The 18,211-nt window shown below is 66.1% G+C and carries 17 protein-coding genes; 12 read left to right on the top strand and 5 right to left on the bottom strand.

The genetic code is table 11. The features are described 5' to 3' along the window. Positions 1-222: 222 nt before the first annotated feature. The 7 genes from BLP96_RS10180 (at position 223) to BLP96_RS10150 (ending at position 7,694) form a co-directional block, all read left to right on the top strand. Entirely contained in the window at positions 223-969 is a 747-nt protein-coding gene (locus tag BLP96_RS10180) for an aspartate/glutamate racemase family protein (protein WP_089685758.1), read from the top strand. Between the two features lie 147 nt (positions 970-1,116). Then, positions 1,117-2,493, top strand: a complete 1,377-nt coding sequence (locus BLP96_RS10175) for an NCS1 family transporter (protein ID WP_245682220.1) — start codon at positions 1,117-1,119, stop codon at positions 2,491-2,493. A gap of 66 nt (positions 2,494-2,559) precedes the next feature. Next, entirely contained in the window at positions 2,560-4,017 is a 1,458-nt protein-coding gene (locus BLP96_RS10170; protein WP_089685756.1) for an NCS1 family nucleobase:cation symporter-1, read from the top strand. A gap of 122 nt (positions 4,018-4,139) precedes the next feature. Next, positions 4,140-4,913: a FadR/GntR family transcriptional regulator gene (locus BLP96_RS10165; RefSeq protein ID WP_089685754.1), complete on the top strand. Its 774-nt coding sequence runs from the start codon at positions 4,140-4,142 to the stop codon at positions 4,911-4,913. Positions 4,914-4,929: 16 nt separating this feature from the next. Beyond that, complete coding sequence (gene dgoD / locus BLP96_RS10160) at positions 4,930-6,078, top strand: galactonate dehydratase (RefSeq protein WP_089685752.1); 1,149 nt, start codon at positions 4,930-4,932, stop codon at positions 6,076-6,078. Positions 6,079-6,083: 5 nt separating this feature from the next. Continuing rightward, positions 6,084-7,064, top strand: coding sequence for a 2-dehydro-3-deoxygalactonokinase (locus BLP96_RS10155; RefSeq protein ID WP_245682219.1), 981 nt, complete (start codon positions 6,084-6,086; stop codon positions 7,062-7,064). Between the two features lie 21 nt (positions 7,065-7,085). Then, the gene (locus tag BLP96_RS10150; RefSeq protein ID WP_089685747.1) at positions 7,086-7,694 is read left to right on the top strand and encodes a 2-dehydro-3-deoxy-6-phosphogalactonate aldolase; all 609 of its coding nucleotides are present in this window, start codon (positions 7,086-7,088) and stop codon (positions 7,692-7,694) included. A gap of 36 nt (positions 7,695-7,730) precedes the next feature. Here the strand turns inward: BLP96_RS10150 and BLP96_RS10145 are convergent, their stop codons facing one another. The 3 genes from BLP96_RS10145 to uraH all read right to left on the bottom strand — a co-directional run bounded on the left by BLP96_RS10145 (position 7,731) and on the right by uraH (position 10,292). Further along, positions 7,731-8,468, bottom strand: a complete 738-nt coding sequence (locus BLP96_RS10145) for a GntR family transcriptional regulator (protein ID WP_089685745.1) — start codon at positions 8,466-8,468, stop codon at positions 7,731-7,733. Between the two features lie 79 nt (positions 8,469-8,547). Beyond that, the gene (locus tag BLP96_RS10140; RefSeq protein WP_089685743.1) at positions 8,548-9,753 is read right to left on the bottom strand and encodes a urate hydroxylase PuuD; all 1,206 of its coding nucleotides are present in this window, start codon (positions 9,751-9,753) and stop codon (positions 8,548-8,550) included. A 185-nt stretch (positions 9,754-9,938) separates the two neighbouring features. Further along, on the bottom strand, positions 9,939-10,292 hold the full coding sequence (gene uraH, locus BLP96_RS10135; RefSeq protein ID WP_089685741.1) for a hydroxyisourate hydrolase: 354 nt from the start codon (positions 10,290-10,292) through the stop codon (positions 9,939-9,941). Positions 10,293-10,433: 141 nt separating this feature from the next. Between uraH and uraD the strand changes: the two genes are divergently transcribed. From uraD to BLP96_RS10120, 3 genes are all read left to right on the top strand, one after another. Beyond that, entirely contained in the window at positions 10,434-10,976 is a 543-nt protein-coding gene (uraD, locus tag BLP96_RS10130; protein ID WP_089685738.1) for a 2-oxo-4-hydroxy-4-carboxy-5-ureidoimidazoline decarboxylase, read from the top strand. Between the two features lie 123 nt (positions 10,977-11,099). After that, positions 11,100-12,485, top strand: a complete 1,386-nt coding sequence (locus BLP96_RS10125; RefSeq protein WP_089685736.1) for a uracil-xanthine permease family protein — start codon at positions 11,100-11,102, stop codon at positions 12,483-12,485. A 77-nt stretch (positions 12,486-12,562) separates the two neighbouring features. After that, entirely contained in the window at positions 12,563-13,183 is a 621-nt protein-coding gene (locus tag BLP96_RS10120; RefSeq protein ID WP_089685734.1) for a phosphoribosyltransferase, read from the top strand. Between the two features lie 105 nt (positions 13,184-13,288). Here BLP96_RS10120 and BLP96_RS10115 read toward each other — a convergent pair whose 3' ends face one another. Continuing rightward, positions 13,289-13,639 (bottom strand): phasin family protein, encoded by a 351-nt coding sequence (locus tag BLP96_RS10115; protein ID WP_089685732.1) that lies wholly within the window; start codon positions 13,637-13,639, stop codon positions 13,289-13,291. Between the two features lie 131 nt (positions 13,640-13,770). Continuing rightward, positions 13,771-14,478: a glutathione S-transferase N-terminal domain-containing protein gene (locus BLP96_RS10110; RefSeq protein WP_089685730.1), complete on the bottom strand. Its 708-nt coding sequence runs from the start codon at positions 14,476-14,478 to the stop codon at positions 13,771-13,773. A 368-nt stretch (positions 14,479-14,846) separates the two neighbouring features. Here BLP96_RS10110 and BLP96_RS10105 point away from each other — a divergent pair, with 368 nt between their 5' ends. Beyond that, positions 14,847-16,547 (top strand): L-lactate permease, encoded by a 1,701-nt coding sequence (locus BLP96_RS10105; protein ID WP_089685727.1) that lies wholly within the window; start codon positions 14,847-14,849, stop codon positions 16,545-16,547. Positions 16,548-16,707: 160 nt separating this feature from the next. Continuing rightward, positions 16,708-18,201 carry a glycolate oxidase subunit GlcD gene (gene glcD / locus BLP96_RS10100; RefSeq protein WP_089685726.1) on the top strand — a complete coding sequence of 498 codons (1,494 nt, stop codon included), beginning with the start codon at positions 16,708-16,710 and terminating at the stop codon, positions 18,199-18,201. Positions 18,202-18,211 lie beyond the last annotated feature (10 nt).

Genomic DNA, 18,211 nt, shown 5'->3' with positions numbered 1-18,211 from the left:
CGTCACGGCACGGTTGGCCGCACGCGCCGGTCCGGCAGTTGCAGCACGCGAAGAGAGCTCCATTCGGCAAGCGCTCGCTAGAACTCCAACCCACTGTTTTCATTTGTCAAAAAACTGATGACGAAGCCCTGCAAAAACGTCCTTGCACTCCAGAGGTCGGCACTCTATCTTTGTGTACAAAACCATCGAATCCTTGTCCACAAAGAACCGAGAGCCCTTGCCATGCGAATTCGGGTCATCAATCCCAACACCACTCACGCCATGACCGCAGCCATGGGAGAGGCCGCTCAGAGCATCGCCGCCCCCGGCACACGGATCATCGCCACTCAGCCGGACAGCGGCCCAGCGTCCATCGAGAGCCACTTCGACGAAGCGGTCGCAGCAGTGGGAGTGATCGATGAGATCATCGAGGGCGAGCGCGAGGAAACGGACGCCTACGTGATCGCCTGCTTCGGTGACCCGGGGCTGCTGGCCGCACGCGAACTGACCCGCGCGCCGGTGATCGGCATCGCCGAGGCGGCCTTCCACATGGCGACCCTGATCAGCACCCGCTTCTCCATCGTCACCACCCTGGGGCGTACCGGCATCATCGCCGAGCACCTGCTGGCGCAATACGGCTTCACCCACCACTGTCGGCGGGTACGTGCCGCGGAGATCCCGGTGCTCGATCTGGAGGAGAGCGGCGACGCCGCCCTCGGACGCATCATCGACGAGAGCCGCCGCGCCCGAGACGAGGACGGCATCGGCGCCATCGTCCTCGGCTGCGGCGGCATGGCGAAACTGACCGGCGAAATCAGCGAAGCCGTGGGCCTGCCCGTGGTGGAAGGCGTCACCGCTGCCATCAAGCTGGCCGAGGCGCTAGTCGGCCTGGGGCTAGGCACCAGCAAGCACGGCGATTTGGCCTTTCCCCGTCCCAAGACCTTCACCGGCCATTTCGAACGCTATGCCAACTCGTCGGCACTCCGCTGACGACGTTTGCACGACCTCAGCGCGCCGTCCGGCGCCCTGCCACGACAACCACAACCGACCCGCGAACACGCCACGCCGCACCAGCAACCGAAGCCCAGCTTCGGCGCATAACCACAACATCCAGCAACGACGTGCGAGGTCTCCGACATGACCACACCCACTACCCATGACACGGCCGCCGAGCCGGCCGCTCACGCTGCCGGCTCGGCCGGCATCACCAAGGCACCCGGCGACGAAAGCCTTGCGCCCCAGCAAACCCGCATCATGGGGCGCTCCTCCTACTTCCTGGCCTGGTTCGGCGGCTGCGTGTCCATCGGCACCTTCGCCATGGGCTCCAGCGTGGTGGGCACGCTGAACCTGATCCAGGCCACCCTGGCCATCGCCATCGGCTGTTTCGTCATCGGCATCGCGCTCGCCGTCAACGGCGCCGCCGGCTACAAATACGGCATCCCCTTCATGGTCCAGGCGCGCAGCGCCTTCGGTTTCGCCGGCACGCGCATTCCAGGGCTGGTGCGTGCCGTGCCGGCCATCGTCTGGTATGGCTTCCAGAGCTGGATCGGCGCCGGCGCCTTGAACATGGTCTCCGCCACCCTGTTCGGCTTCGACAATCTGGTGTTCTACTTCATGGGGTTCCAACTGCTGCAGATCGGTCTCTCGGTGACTGGTTTCCAGGGCATCAAGTGGCTGGAGAACATCGGCAGCGCTTTCATCCTCGCCTCGCTGGTCTACATGTTCTACGCCACGGTGCAGCGCTACGGCGACGAACTCTCGGCGAGCCTGCTGACCATGGAAGGCTCCTGGGGCATGCCGTTCTGGGGCGCCACCATGCTCTTCCTGGGCATCTACAGCACCATGATGCTCAACGTCAGCGACTACTCCCGCGAGCACAAGCACGGCACCGGGCCGGGACTGCTGACCACCATCTACGCCATGTCGATCCTGCCCTGCACGCTGTTCATGGGGTTGATCGGCTTCATGGTCTCCGAGGCCACCGGCACCGCGGATCCGATCCAGGTGTTCGCCAACGCCGTGGACAACACGCCGCTGCTGATGACCACCCTGCTGTTCATCGCTTTCGCCCAGGTGACCACCAACGTGCTCAACAACGTGGTGCCACCGACCTACGTGCTGATGGACGTTTTCAAGATGAAGTATCCGGTCGCTACCGTGATCGTCGGTCTGCTGGCCTTCGCCACCTTCCCCTGGAAGCTGGTGCAGCCGGAATCCGCAGCGGGCCTGCAGCTCTTCGTGCAGACCTACTCCGCCTTCCTCGGCCCGATCTTCGCCGTGCTGGTGGTCGACTACTACGTGATCCGCCGCCGCACCCTGGATCTCGACAAGCTCTACGACGCCACCGGCCCCTACCAGGGCGTCAATCTCGCCGCGGTGATCGCCACCGGCGTGGGCATCGTCGCCGCCCTCGCCTTTTCCGCCGTCTCCTGGTACGCGAGCCTGATCCCGGCCGGCCTCACCTACTACCTGCTGATGAAGCATTGGGCACCCTGCCAGCGCTTCTGCCAGTGATCCAGGCCCGCCGTCCCACCGGACGGCGGGTAGCGTCCGTTCCATACAACGACAAGAGTGACGACCATGAAAGTGAGCGAACTGGACATCCAGACGACCGACTCGACGCTGTACAACGAGGACCTGGCACCGCTGAAGCCCAAGGACCGCAACTGGGGCGCCTTCGAGATATTCAACGTCTGGTCCAACGACATCCAGAGCCTGTTCGGCTATACCCTGGCCGCCTCGCTGTTCCTCAGCTACGGCCTCAACGGCTGGGCGGTGATGGCAGCGATCATCCTGGCCGGGATAATCGTCATGGTCCTGGTCAATCTGACCGGTAAACCCAGCGTCCGGTACGGCATACCCTTCCCGGTGATGGTGCGCGCCAGCATGGGCGTGCGCGGGGCCAACCTGCCGGCCATGCTGCGCGCCATCGTGGGCATCTTCTGGTACGGGGTGCAGACCTACTTCGCCTCCACTGCGGTAACGCTGCTGATCACCGCCCTGGTCGGCGGCGGCGAAGGCGCCACTTTCCTGGGCCTCACCGGGGTCGCCTGGCTGTCGTTCGTGATCGTCTGGGTCTTCCAGATCGCGATCTTCTGGCAGGGGATCGAACGCATCAAGCACTTCCTCAACTGGGCCGGTCCCCTGGTCTATGCCGTCATGCTGGTGCTGATGGCCATCGTCTGGTTCCAGGCCGGTGGCGAGCTGCTGCCAGCGGTGGACACCATCTTCAGTGGCGAGGCGGGAGACGGCGGCACCAACCCGGTCAACGCCTTCCTGGCCATCGTCGGCACCATGGTCGCTTACTTCGCCGCGGTGGTGATCAACTTCGGGGACTTCACTCGCTTCGTGAAGACCGAGCGCCAGATGAAGCGGGGTAACCTCTTGGGTCTTCCGCTCAACGTGGCCTTCTTCTCCTTCATCGCCCTGATCATCACGGCCGGCACCCTGGTGCTGTTCGGCGAGGCGCTGACCAATCCGTCGGACATCGTCGAGCGGGTCGACTCGCTGCCGCTGACCATCGTCGCCGCCCTGACTTTCTTCGCCGCCACCGTGGGCATCAACCTGGTGGCCAACTTCATTCCACCGGCCTATGACCTCGCCAACCTCTTCCCCAGCCGGATCAGCTTCAAGGTGGGCGGGCTGATCACCGCCGTGATCGCCTTCTTCGTCGGGGCGCTATGGATCTCGGTGATCAGCCGGATCGGTGTGCCGGGCTTCGTCAATGCGCTTGGCGCGGTGGTCGCCCCCTTCTACGGCATCATCGTGGTCGACTACTACCTGATCAAGCGCCAGGAACTGGACATGCAGCAGCTGTTCTCGTCCGAGCCGGGCGGCACCTACTACTACAGCCACGGCTGGAACACCCGGGCCCTGCTCGCCTTCGGCGTCGCCGCGGTCTTCTCGCTGTCCACGGTGCTGGTCCCGGCCCTCTCCGACCTGAACGGCTACGGCTGGATGCTGGGTGCCGCGCTCGGCGGGCTCTTCTACTATGGCCTGATGCGCCACCAGGCCGCACCGGCCGCCGCCGCCGGTTGACCCCACCTCCAACCGCCTGCGATGCGACCCCGGGCCGATGCCCGGGGTCTTCGTGCCGGGCTTGCCAAAATGTCAGACATTTAATAGGCTAACCACGACATCACGCTCAGGACCGCTTAGCCATGTCCCTGGATGGCCTTCCCCATCATCGCGGCGGCGCCGAGGCGCTGGCCCGGCTGCTGGCCCGGGCGCTGCTGGCCGGCCGCTGGCAGCCCGGCGACGCCTTCCCGCGGGAGCTGGATCTCTGTACCCACTTCGCGGTGAGCCGCAATCAGGTGCGCAATGCGCTGGCCAGCCTCACCGCCACCGGCCTGATCGAGCGCACCGCCGGGCGTGGCAGCCGGGTGCGCGAGGTCTCCGAGTGGCACCTGCTCGACCCGTTGATCAGTGACTGGATGACCGGCATCGAGAGCCTCGACCCCAAGCTGGTGCGCGAGATTTTCGCCTTCCGCTACTCGGCCGAGCCGGTACTCGCCCGCCTTGCCGCGCAGGCCGCCGAGGAGGCGGACCTCGAACGCCTGGAGGCCGCCTTCCACGGCATGACCCGCACCGCCGCCTCGCCCGAGGCCCGAAACCAGCACGTGGAGTACGACGTGGCTTTCCACGACGCCATCTACCGCGCCAGCCACAACCTGGTATGGCGTCAGATGGGCCACCTGCTGCGCCCCTCGATCATCGCCCTGATCCAGGGTTCCCAGGCCCAGGTCCATCGGTTTCACGACGGGCTGGACGACAGCCTGACGCGCCATGGCCGAGTGCTGGAGGCCATCCGTCGTCATGCCCCGGACGCCGCCGAACGTGCCGCCCGAGAGGTGCTGCGGCGCACCGCCATCGACTTGGGCATCGTCACCGACACCCACCCCGTCATCGCCTCGGCGACCGAGCCCGAGAGCTGAACCGGAGGGAGACACCATGAAGATCACCCGACTCAAGACCTGGCAGGTCCCGCCGCGCTGGCTGTTCCTCAAGATCGAGACCGACGCGGGCTGTTTCGGCTGGGGCGAGCCGGTCGTCGAGGGTCGCGCCGCCACCGTTGAGGCAGCCGTCCATGAACTCGCCGATTACCTGGTCGGTCAGGATCCGCACCGCATCGAGCACCTGTGGAACACCCTGTACCGCGCCGGCTTCTACCGCGACGGGCCGATCCTGATGAGCGCCATCGCCGGCATCGACCAGGCACTGTGGGATCTCAAGGGACGCGACCTGGGCGTACCGGTGCACCAGCTCCTGGGCGGCGCAGTGCGCGACCGAATGCGCATGTACGCCTGGACCGGCGGCGATCGCCCCAGCGACGTGGGTGCCGGCGCCAAGGCCCTGGTGGAGCAGGGTTTCACGGCCTTCAAGATGAACGCGACTCCGGAGCTGCAGATCGTCGACAGCCACCGCAAGGTCGACGAAGCGGTGGCGCGCGTGGCGGAAGCCCGCCATGCCGTGGGCCCCGACGTCGGCATCGGAATCGACTTCCACGGCCGGGTGCATCGCCCCATGGCCAAGGCGCTGCTTCGCGAGTTGGAACCCTTCCACCCGATGTTCGTCGAGGAACCGGTGGCGCCGGAGCACCTGCCCTGCCTGGGACAAATCGCCGGCGGCCTGGGCTACCCCCTGGCCACCGGCGAACGGCTGCATAGCCGCTTCGCGTTCCGCGACCTGCTCGCCGACGGCATGATCGACATCATCCAGCCCGACCTCTCCCACTGCGGCGGCATCAGCGAGGGCTTGAAGATCGCCGCCCTGGCCTCTGCCCACGACGTGGCGCTGGCCCCGCACTGCCCGCTCGGCCCGCTGACGCTGGCCGCCTCGCTGCAGCTCGACGCGGTGTGCCACAACGCCTTCATCCAGGAACAAAGCATGGGCATCCATTACAACCGCGACAACGACGTGCTCGACTACCTGGTCGACAAGACGGCGCTGGCCATCGTGGACGGCTTCTGCGCCATCCCCCAGGGCCCCGGGCTCGGGGTGGAGATCGACGAAGCCTTCGTCGAGGAGCGCGCCAGAGTGGGGCATCGCTGGCGCAACCCGGTATGGACCCACGAGGACGGCTCCATCGCCGAATGGTGAACGACATGCTACCGATTGCCGAGCGACTCGGCTGGGTCGCCGTCGACTGGGGTTCGAGCAACCTGCGTGCCTGGGCCCTGACGAAGGAGGGCCGGGTGCTGGCCCGCGCCACATCCGACCGCGGCATGCTCTCGCTGGCGCCGGCGGACTACGAGGCCGCTCTGCTGACGGCCATCGGCGACTGGCTGCCCGCGAACGGGCGCATCGCCGTGCGGGTCTGCGGCATGGCCGGCGCCCGCCAGGGCTGGCGGGAGGCCGCCTACCTGCCGGTACCGACACGGCTGGACGGTCTGGCCTCGGGGGCGGTCGGCCCCACCGTCGAGGACCCGCGACTCGACGTCACCCTGCTGCCGGGACTCTGCCAGCGGTCCGATGATGTCGGCCGCCGATTCGACGTCATGCGCGGCGAGGAAACCCAGCTCGCCGGCCTGGCTGTCCATGAGCCCACGGTTTCCGGGCTCGTCTGCCTGCCCGGCACCCATGCCAAGTGGGCCCGCCTCGAGGACGGCGCCGTCACGCGCTTCGCCACCTTCCTCACCGGGGAGCTCTATCGGTTGCTCGCCGAGCGATCGGTGCTCAAGCACTCCATCGGCCTGGACGACCTGGCCGAGCCCGGCTGCCGCCAGACCTTCGTGACGGCGGTGCAGGAGTCGACCGAATCACCCGAAGCCCTGGGCACCCGGCTGTTCGGACTGCGCGCCCAGGACCTGCTGGACAGCGACCTACCCGCCGGCGACGCACGCGGCGCACGGCTGGCAGCACGCCTCTCGGGCCTGGTGATCGGCCTGGAACTGGCCGGCGTCCGCACCGACTTGGCCCACGGCGAGCCCGTCACGCTGATCGGCACCGAGTCACTGTGCACGCGCTACGCCTTGGCCCTGGAAACACTGGGCATCGACGGCCGCCGTATCGACGGCGAAGCCGCCACCGTCGACGGTCTGCGGCTGGCCCACGCCGCTCTGAACCACGAACATCTCGCCACCTGACGCCACCTGGAGCCCTGACCCATGACCCTTCCTCTGATCGGCATACTGCGCGGCATCTCTCCCGGCGAGGCCGTCGACGTCGGCGAAGCGGTGCTGGCCGCCGGCATCGAGCGCATCGAAGTACCCCTCAACTCCCCCGACCCGCTGCGGAGCATTGGCCGTCTCGCCGAGGCGCTGGGCGACCGAGCCCTGATCGGTGCCGGCACCGTGCTGACCCCAGCCCAGGCACGCGACGCCTTCGCCGCCGGCGCACGCCTGATCGTCTCCCCCAACTGCCGCCCGGCGGTGATCGAGGAGACCCGACGGCTGGGCATGGAGAGCTGGCCCGGCGTGGCCACGCCCTCCGAGGCCTTCGACGCCCTGGATGCCGGCGCCTCCGGCCTCAAGCTGTTCCCGGCGGTGCAGATCGGCATCGAGGGCATGAAGGCCACGCGTGCGGTGTTGCCTCCCGGCACGATGCTGCTGGCGGTCGGTGGGATCGGCGCGGACGACTTCGCCGACTGGCGAGCCGGCGGCATCGACGGCGCCGGCCTAGGCAGCGCCCTCTACACCCCGGGCCTCACCGCCGCCGAGGTCGGCGAACGCGCTCGGTCACTGGTTGCCGCCTGGCGCGCGGCCGGTGGGGAGTGAAGGGTCGCCGAGTGGCGGAGGTCGTCAAACCGGCCCTCAGCGGCCGAAGATGCGGTGCAGGTCGGGCACCTCGTCGACTTCCTCGACGATGGAGAGCGACGCCTCGATGGCCTTGAGATGGCGGCTCATGAAAGCTTGGGCGCGATCTCCGTTGCCGGCCGCCAGGTAGGCGATCAAATCCTCGTGGTCGTGGGATTCGCAGCCCAGGTGGCCAGGGCTGCCATAGACCGCCAGAATCAGCGAGGAGCGCGAGCAGAGTCGCCCCACGAACTCGGCCAGGGTGGCGTTGCCGGAGAGCCCGGCCAGGCGCTCATGGAAAGCGGCCGATAGCTTGATCGCCGTGCTCTGCTCACCGGTGCGCAGCGCCTCGCGCTCGCGCTTGGCCATGTCGCGCAGCTCCTCCAGGTCCGCATCGCTGATGCGCCGAGCCACGGCCGGCATTAGCCCGCACTCCACCATTTGGCGGGCGTCGAAGACGTCCTTGGCTTCGTCGGCAGTGGGCCGGGTGACGCTGGCACCGCGCCTCGGCGTGAGCGTCACCAACTGCTCCAGCGCCAGGCGCTGCAGGATCTTGCGAATCCCGGTACGGCTGACCCCGAACACCTCGGCCAGAGCGTCTTCGCGCAGGCGCGCGCCGGGCTTCAGCCGGTGCTCGATGATGGCATCGCTAATCGAGCGATAGATCGCCTCGTGCCGCTCGGCACCGTCGCCGTTCTTGCCCAGGCGCCGGGGGTGCCCCTTCCCGGGCTCGCCACGCTCCGCCGGCTGGCTCATGTTCCCACTCCTCGCTGCCCTGGATGACATGCCATTGTATACGCTAGCGGCAGACGCAATCGAATCCCGCAGGCGCCCCTCATTGGGAGCCTGACCAGGCGGCGATGGCCTCCCGCTCTTCGTCGGTCATGCCCGTCATGTTGCCGAGCGGCATGTAGCCGCTGGCCACCACCTCACGAATCTTGTCCTGCTGCTGAACGATCTGGTCGGACGTGTCGTACACGATGCCGGCCGGCGGCGCACCGAACCCCTCTTGCGTGGGGCTGCTCGAATGGCAGGCAACGCAACGATCCTCGACGATCGCTTCGATCTCGACCAGGCTGGTCGGCGCCTCCCCCGCGCCACCGCTCGATGCACCGCTCGGCATGGCCACCCAGAATGCCACGGCGATCAGCGCAGTACCGGCCACCGGATAGGCGGACTGGATCTTGCCCGCGTGCATCACCACGAAGAACTGACGGATCAAGGCCCCACCGAAGATGAACAGGGACATGATCGCCCAGGCATGGTCGTGGGAATAGGCAAAGGAGTAATGGTTGCTGATCATCAACAGCACCACCGGCAGAGTGAAATAGGTGTTGTGCACCGAACGCTGCTTGCCACGTTTGCCATCCAGCGGATTGGGCACCTCGCCAGCCTTCATGGCCGCCACCATGCGACGCTGGCCGGGAATGATCCAGAAGAAGACGTTGGCCGACATCGCCGTGGCCATCACCGCCCCGGTGAGCAGGAAGGCAGCGCGGCCCGAGAAGATCTGGGTACTGAGGTAAGCCACCACCACCATCATCACTGCCACTGCCAGGCTCAGCACGCCGTCGCGGGTCATGTCGGGGCTGATGCGCTTGCACAGCTCGTTGTAGACCACCCAACCGCCGAGCAGGAAGAGCAGCGCCACCACGTTGGCCTGCCAGCCGCTCAGGTTGGCGGCCCACTCCCAGTCGGCGTTGGGGTTGACCAGATAGACGTCCGGACTGGCCATGTAGAGGATCACGAACAGCGCGAAGCCCGACAGCCAGGTGGTGTACGCCTTCCAGAACGACCAGTGCAGGTCCTCCGGCAGCTTGGCAGGCGCCGTGGCGTACTTCTGATTATGGTAGAAGCCGCCACCGTGAACCGCCCACATCTCGCCGAACACGCCCTTGTCGCGGTCTTCGGCGGCCTTGGGCGTGCGCAGGCTATTGTCCAGCATCACGAAGTAGATCGACTCGCCGATCCAGGCGATGGCCGCGATGACATGCAGCCAGCGCAGCATGAAGTTGGCAAAATCGAGCAGATAGGCTTGCATCTGAGGGGTCTCGTCACGTGGTTGTTGTATAGGAAGCGTTGATTCGGACGTGGTCGAACGAAGGCCAGGCAAGGCAAGAATCGGCGAAAAGACGAACGGGGCTCGCGCGGCTACGCGTTGCAAATTCGCAAATCGAGCCGCTCATCAACGCAGCACGGTCGAGCCCAGCCAGTGTCGGATAACGCTTAGCTACCGCGGTAGGTGGAATAGCCATACGGTGACAGCAACAGCGGCACATGGTAATGCGCATCCGCATCGGCCACCCCGAAGCGCAGCGGGATGACGTCCAGGAAGCGCGGCTCCGGTGCTTCGATACCCTCGGCGCGGAGGTAGTCGCCGGCATGGAACACCAGCTCGTACTCGCCGACGGTGAACACCTCGCCTTCCAGGATGGGGCCATCGCAGCGACCGTCGTCGTTGGTCACCACTTCCTTGAGGCGCGTGCGGCGTTCTCCCTCCAGGCGATGGACCTCGATGCGAATGCCCTTGCCGGGACGCCCCTGCGCAGTGTCCAGAACGTGGGTGGTCAGGTAGCCCATGCGTCTCTCCCTCGTGTTTGGCGATGTCGGCACGCGGCCGGCATCATGTGCGATGCTATGAAGAACAGTTTTAGCGTGCATCGTGGTACATTTCAAAGATTTTCTGTATACATTTCATGAAATCCATATCCGGAGCCGATCATGAACGACCTGACCCTGACCCCGCGTCCCAGCTCGCTCGACCGCGATGCCTTCGTCGGCTGCTTCGGCGACATCTACGAGCACTCTCCCTGGGTAGCCGCCGAGACTTGGGAGCGTGGCCTGACGGCCGCCGAAGACACCCCCGACGGACTCGCCGAGGCAATGGGGCGCACGCTGCGCGAAGCCCCGGCCGAGCGCCAGCTCGCGGTGATTCGCGCTCACCCCGACCTGGCCGGCAAGGCGGCCATTGCCGGCGAGCTCACCGATGACTCGAGCCGTGAGCAAGCCGGCGCCGGTCTCGATCAGTGCACCCCTGCGGAGATGGCCCGCTTCGAGCGCCTCAACGCTGACTACAAGGAGAAGTTCGGCTTTCCCTTCGTCATGGCCGTCAAGGGCAGCGACCGCCACGCCATCCTCGCCGCCTTCGAAGCACGCCTGCCCAACGACCCGGCCGAGGAGCGACGCACCGCCATCGAGCAGATCAACCGCATCGCCCGCTTCCGCCTGGAAGAGCGAGTCGCGAAGCAGGCATCCGACGACTAGCGTCTACACCAAAACAAGCTAGCATTGTGTTTGTAACCACGATGGATTGTGTACATTAACTTCGGCATCGTGGTGAAAATCCAGTTGCACCACGAAATACAACAACAAGTTCGAGAGCCCGACATGACCGAATCCGAGCAGTCTTCCGCCCATCCCCGACCCTCGCGGACCATCAACCGGAACCCCGATGCCATGCCGCCGCTGGCCAAGGCCATTCCGCTGGGCCTGCAGCACATCATGGCCATGTTCGCGGGTAACGTGACCCCGCCGATCATCATTGCCGGCGTGATCGGCGCCAGTGCCGGAGAGCAGATATTTCTGATCCAGGTGGCACTGTTCGTCGCCGGGGTGTCGACGCTGATTCAGACGATCGGCATCGGCCCCATCGGCGCACGCCTACCCATCGTCCAGGGCACCAGCTTCGGCTTTCTGCCGGTCGCCCTGCCGCTGGCCAAGGCCTTTGGCTTGCCGGCGGTGCTCGGAGCTTCCTTCGTCGCCGGTTTGATGCAGGTCGTTCTGGGCGCCTTCCTCAAGAAGATACGCCACTGGTTCTCCCCCGTAGTGACCGGCATCGTGGTGCTGCTGATCGGGATCACCCTGATGCCCGTCGGGTTGAACTACGCCGCCGGCGGTGTGGGTTCGGAGGACTTCGCGTCTCCCACCAACCTGGCACTGGCTTGCTTCGTGCTGGTGGTCACCATCGCCGTGCACCAGTTGGGGCGGGGCTTCATCAAGGCCTCGTCGATCCTGTTCGGCCTGGTCGCCGGCTACCTGGTGGCCATTGCGCTGGGCAAGGTCGACTTCACGCATCTCACCGATGCCGGCTGGTTCGCCGTGCCCAAGCCGCTGGAGTACGGCATGGAATTCTCGCTGACCGCGATCACCGGCATGGTACTGATCATGTTCGTGGTGGGTCTCGAGACCATCGGCAACATCTCCGCCATCACCACCGGCGGCGCTGGCCGGGCAGCCAAGGATCGCGAACTCTCCGGCGGCGTGATGGCCGACGGCGTGGCCACCTCCTTCGCCGCGGTGTTCAATACCCTGCCCAATACCGCCTATGCCCAGAACGTCGGTCTGATCACCTTGACCGGCGTGGTCAGCCGCCATGTGGTGACCATCGGCGGCCTGCTGCTGATCGCCATGGGGCTGTTCCCCAAGCTGGGCGGCCTGGTCGCCGCCATGCCCCACGCCGTATTGGGAGGCGCCGGCATCGTGATGTTCGGCATGATCGCCTCGGCCGGACTCAAGATCATCCAGGAGTGCGAACTGGACCAGCGCGCCATGCTGATCATTGCCGTGGCGTTGAGCCTGGGCATCGGCCTGCCGGCGGTCGAGGCGATCTCGGAGACCATGCCGGGCCAAGCCGGTCTGTTGCTCAAATCGGGGCTGGTTCCCGCCGCCGTGGCCGCCCTGGCGCTCGATGCCGTGCTGCCCGGCAAGCCCAGTCGGCAGCCACCCGAACGTCGAGACGCCACGCTGACCACGAGTGAAAGCGCCAACCGATGACCCTGATTCGTGGCTGAACGTACCGGAACCTTGCCGCTACACTGACAAACAGGAGTGGCGTCTTCAGGAGGTCTGTGATGTTCCGTGACCGTCGCGATGCGGCCGAGCGTCTGGCCGACCGCCTCATGCACCTCAAAGGCGTGAATCCCCTGGTGCTGGCCATCCCTCGAGGAGGGGTGCCCATGGGCTGGCACCTGGCGACAGCGCTGGAAGGGGAACTGGACGTGGTGCTCGTGCACAAGATCGGGGCTCCTGGCAGCCCGGAGTTCGCCATCGGTGCGGTCAACGAGGCCGGCGAAAGGTATCTCGACCCCGCCGCCTCGCGCTTCTCCTCCGAAGTGGTGGAGCGGGAGGCCGAGCGCCAGCGCCAGGTGCTGCAGCAGCGACGCGAGCGCTACACGCCCGTGCACCCACCGATTCCGCCCGACGACCGCGTGGTGATCGTCGTCGATGACGGCAGCGCGACCGGAGCCACCATGGAAGCGGCCCTGAAAACGCTGCAGGGGCGTCCCGCCCGATTGATCGCAGCGCTGGCGGTAGCCTCCGAAGAGGCAGTCGCCCGCCTCGAGCCCCTGGCGGACGAGGTAGTGTGTTTGGCGGTTCCGCCCAACTTCATGGCAGTCGGACAGTTCTTCGCCAACTTCGGCCAGGTTTCGGACGAGGAAGTGATCGCCCTGCTGGAGCAACCCACGCGCTGATCGCTTCGCGCATTGCCATGCAAGACGAAGCCACCGCTCCCCGAGGGGAGCGGTGGCTTCGCGGAGAACGGGCGCGTCGGCGACGCGCCCGGCTCGTTCGTGCCGTTATTTTGCGCTGCTGGCGGCCTTGACGTTCTCTTCGGCCAGCTTCTGCCCCTTCTGCAGGTACTCCTGGCTCAGGGTCACGACCTTTTCGGCGTCGCCCTTGACACGCTCGCCGAGATCCTGGGCCGCTTTCTGCTGCGATTCCACGACCTGCTTGAGGCCTTCGGCATCCTTCACGTCCAGCCAGGCGCGCGCCTGGGCAAGGCTCAGGTCGGTGTAGGCACGGAAGGCCTCGAACTGAGCCGCCACCAGCTTCTCGGTGTACTCGAGGCTCAGCGCGCCGTAGGTACGGGCCGGGCCGAGGAACAGAGTGTCGAACTGCTGGGTTGCGGTTGATTGGGTCTTGCTCATGATGCACCTCCTCTGGTTTCGGTAGCCAAGGCAGGATCCCATCACCGGAACCGCCTTGTTGCAATGCAGCATAGCAAGCTTTTTTGTGCAGTGCAACAAGGCGTCTTTCGAGCCCGCAGTCGGTGCGGCTGCTAGCGGTAAGCGCCTTCGATATCGGTGACCCGCACGGCGTGGCGACCCAGGCCATCGTGCTGGTCGAGCATGCGCTCGAGCCAGGCGTAGACCGGGTCGGCATTGGAGACGAGATCCGCGGTGGAGACGCAGCGCGCCCACATGAAGTTGCCGAACACCAGATAATCGGCCGCCGCCGGCGACTCGCCGTCGAGAAAGTCGGCATCCTTCAGGCAGCCGCGCAGAGGCTCCAGAGCGGCATCCAGCTGCGTCAGTCCCTTGGCCGGGGAGTGGAACTCTTCCAGAGCGCGGCCGAAGCGTTTCTCGCGGGTCTCGCGAAAGTAGTCGCGATCCTTGGGATGGATGGCATTGAGCAGATCCATGATGATGGTGCGCAGCATCGCCGGTGCCAGGGCGCGTTCGGCATAGTGCTTGAAGAAGCGTGCCCGCGACTCGGCCAGGCCATCGCCGAGCAGCGGCGCTTCGGGATACACCCGATCCAGATAGCGCAGAATGGCGTAGCTGTCGGTCACGACCTCATCGCCGTCGACGAACACCGGCACCTTGTCGTGGTCGGCGAAGGCCAGCGCCTCCTTGTCGGTGAAATGCCAAGGGCGACACTCCGCCTCCAGCCCCTTGTGGGCCAGTGCATAGCGAACCCGCCAGCAGTAGGGTGAAAAACGCAGCCTTTCATCGATTCCACAGAGTTCGTAGAGTACCCGTGCCATGCTCGTCTCCTGGCGTGATGGTGATCGTCTCCGCGCCGGGCGTCGCCCGGCCATCACGCGATAGTGCCAGCCTTGCTCGCTCGCTGACAAACGGCTTCTGCAGTTGCCCACTCCGCACCCGTTTTGTCCATTAGTCTAACCTTCATGCGGCGCCGAGCGTCCCTCCATTCTTTGAGAAAACCGACAAGGCACTGTTTATAAAACATAAAATCGAGAATCTAAGCGCACGCCTCTTACATCTAAATTGGTAATACCAATTACCCATCGATGGCCTTCTCGTCCGAGCCGACGTATCTTGCGACTCGCCAGCGTCGGTCGCACGACGATCTACGTTCCAACCAACAATCCACTGCGAGGTCCCACTGCCCATGACGGACACGACTCTTGCGCTGCTCGCCTTCACGCCGCTGCTGCTGGCGGGCATCCTGCTAATCGGTTTTCGCCTGCCCGCGCGCACGGCCATGCCCGTGGTCTATGCGGTAACGGCCTTGATCGCGCTACTCGCCTGGGACATGAGCGTCAGCCGGGTGCTGGCGTCCACCTTCCAGGGGCTGATCCTCACGGTCGCCATCCTGTGGATCATCTTCGGCGCCATTCTGCTGCTCAACACGCTCAAGCACTCCGGCGGCATCAAGGCGATTCGCAACGGCTTCTCCGGCATCAGCCCCGACCGCCGGGTACAAGCAATCATCGTCGCCTGGCTGTTCGGCTGCTTCATCGAGGGCGCTTCGGGTTTCGGCACCCCGGCTGCCGTGGCCGCGCCGCTGATGGTGGCACTCGGCTTCCCGGCACTGGCCGCCGTGGTCGTGGGCATGATGATCCAGTCGACCCCGGTCTCCTTCGGTGCCGTGGGCACGCCCATCGTGGTCGGCGTCACCGGCGGTATCGACCGCTCCGGCATCAGCGAGGCGCTGGAAGCGGGCGGGCATACCTGGCTCGAATACTTCCGTCTGATCGCCGCTGAAGTCGCCATCGTCCACGCTCTGGTCGGCGTGCTGATGCCGCTCATCATGGTGGTGATCATGGTGCGCTTCTTCGGCGCCAACCGTTCCTGGAAGGAGGGACTTTCGATCACGCCGTTCGCCCTGTTCGCCGGCGTCGCCTTCGTGGTGCCCTACGCTCTGGCCGGCGTACTGCTGGGACCGGAATTCCCGTCGATGATCGGCGCCATGGTCGGCCTGGCCATCGTCGTGCCGGCGGCGCGCCGCGGCTTCCTGCTGCCCAAGGACACCTGGGACTTCGCCGAGTCCAGCCAATGGCCGGACAACTGGATCGGCAATCTCGAGATCAAGCTCGACGACGTCACCGGCAAAGCTCCGATCTCCACCTTCATGGGCTGGGTGCCCTACGTGCTGCTGGCCGTCTTCCTGGTCATCTCGCGCACCGTCGAACCGATCAAGAACGCCCTGACCTCGTTCGCCTTCGGCTGGAGCGACATCCTCGGCGAAGCCGGCGTTTCCGGCAGCGTCCAGCCGCTCTACCTGCCCGGAGGCATCCTGCTGATGGTGGTGCTGGTCACCGCAGTGATCCATCGCATGCGCGGCAGCGAACTCAAGGCCGCCTTCGGCGAATCCTCCAAGACGCTGCTCGGCGCCGGCTTCGTGCTGATCTTCACCATCCCCATGGTGCGCATCCTGATCAATTCCGGGGTCAACGCGTCCGATCTGGTCTCCATGCCGGTAGCCATGGCGCGCTTCGTCGCCGACGGAGTGGGCGACATCTACCCGCTGTTCGCACCGGCCGTGGGCGGTCTGGGCGCCTTCATCGCCGGCTCCAACACGGTGTCGAACCTGATGCTGTCGGACTTCCAGTTCAACGTCGCGCAGCAGCTCGGCATCTCCACCGCCATGATGGTGGCACTGCAAGCCGTGGGTGCCGCGGCAGGCAACATGATCGCCATTCACAACGTGGTGGCCGCCTCGGCCACGGTGGGCCTGCTGGGTCGCGAAGGCGACACCATTCGCAAGACCATTCTGCCGACGATCTACTATCTGCTGCTCACCGGCGTGATCGGGCTGGTGGCCTTCTACGTGCTGGGCGTCTCGGACCCGCTGCTCAGCCTCGGCTGACCGGCGCAAGCCTGGCAATTCACCGGCCCCGTCGACCTCGGCGGGGCCGTCGTCGTTGCCCTGGAATCGTCCCGACCAAAATCCTGAAAATATTTTCCATTTACACACATCAGCCTCTCCACCTAGAATGCAGTCAGGCGCCGCCATCCCGGGAGAGACCATGAACATCCTCTATGACGAACGGCTCGACGGGCCGCTCCCCAACCGCGACCCGGCCGAGGTGCAAGCCGACCTGGCCCGCCACCTGCCCGACATGACGCTGCTCCATCGCGAGGAGGACATGCGCCCCTTCGAGTGCGACGGCCTCTCGGTCTACCGTGCCCTGCCCATGCTGGTGGCCCTGCCCGACACCCTCGACCAGGTGCGCACCTTGCTGGCCCGCTGCCATGCGCTTGGCGTGCCGGTGGTGACCCGCGGCGCCGGCACCGGCCTTTCCGCGGGCTCCCTGCCGCTGGAGCAGGGCGTGCTGCTGGTGCTGTCGCGATTCGCGCGCATCCTCGAGATCGACCCCGAAGCGCGCATCGCCCGCGTCCAGCCCGGCGTGCGCAACCTGGCCATCTCCGAAGCGGCGGCCCCCTACGGCCTCTACTACGCCCCGGATCCCTCGTCGCAGATCGCCTGCTCCATCGGCGGCAACGTGGCCGAGAACGCCGGCGGCGTGCACTGCCTCAAGTACGGTCTCACCGTGCACAACGTCATCCAGGCGCAGGTGCTGACCATCGAGGGCGAAACCCTGACGCTGGGCAGCGATGCCCTGGATGCCCCCGGCTTCGACCTCATGGCGCTGTTCACCGGCTCCGAGGGGATGCTCGGCGTGGTCACCGAGATCACCGTCAAGCTGCTGCCCAAACCCGAGACCGCCAAGGTGCTGATGGCCAGCTTCGACGACGTGGAAAAAGCCGGCCTCGCCGTGGGCGATATCATCGAGGCAGGCATCATCCCCGGCGGGCTGGAGATGATGGACAAACTCGCCATCCAGGCCGCCGAGGACTTCGTCAAGGCCGGCTATCCGGTCGGCGCCGAGGCGATCCTGCTGTGCGAACTCGACGGCGTGGAGGCCGACGTCGACGACGACTGCGCGCGGGTCCGTCGGGTCCTGGAAGCAGCCGGCGCCACCGAAGTGCGTCAGGCACGCGACGAGGCCGAGCGCGCCCGCTTCTGGGCGGGCCGCAAGAACGCCTTCCCCGCCGTGGGCCGCATGTCACCGGACTACTACTGCATGGACGGCACCATCCCGCGCCGCGCCCTGCCCCGCGTGCTTACCGGCATCGCCGAGCTCTCCGAGCGCTACGGGCTACGCGTGGCCAACGTCTTCCACGCCGGCGACGGCAACATGCATCCGCTGATCCTCTTCGACGCCAACCGCGAGGGCGAGCTCGACGTCGCCGAAGCGCTGGGCGGCGAGATCCTCGAGCTCTGCGTGGCCGTGGGCGGCACCATCACCGGCGAGCACGGCGTGGGCCGCGAGAAGATCAACCAGATGTGCGCCCAGTTCCGTCCCGACGAGCTGGCCACCTTCCGCGCCGCCAAGGCCGCCTTCGACCCCGCCGAACTGCTCAACCCGGGAAAGAACATTCCCACCCCAGCGCGCTGTTCGGAGTTCAAGACCATCAAACAGGCGGCGGACGCCCCCGCCACCAGCGAGCAAGGCTGACAGGAACGCC

It is taken from the genome of Billgrantia gudaonensis (genome assembly GCF_900100195.1).
In the GTDB taxonomy this organism is placed as follows: Bacteria; Pseudomonadota; Gammaproteobacteria; order Pseudomonadales; family Halomonadaceae; genus Halomonas; species Halomonas gudaonensis.
Note: the sequence above shows the minus strand (reverse complement) of the source record. Positions and strands in the feature narration are given on the sequence as shown.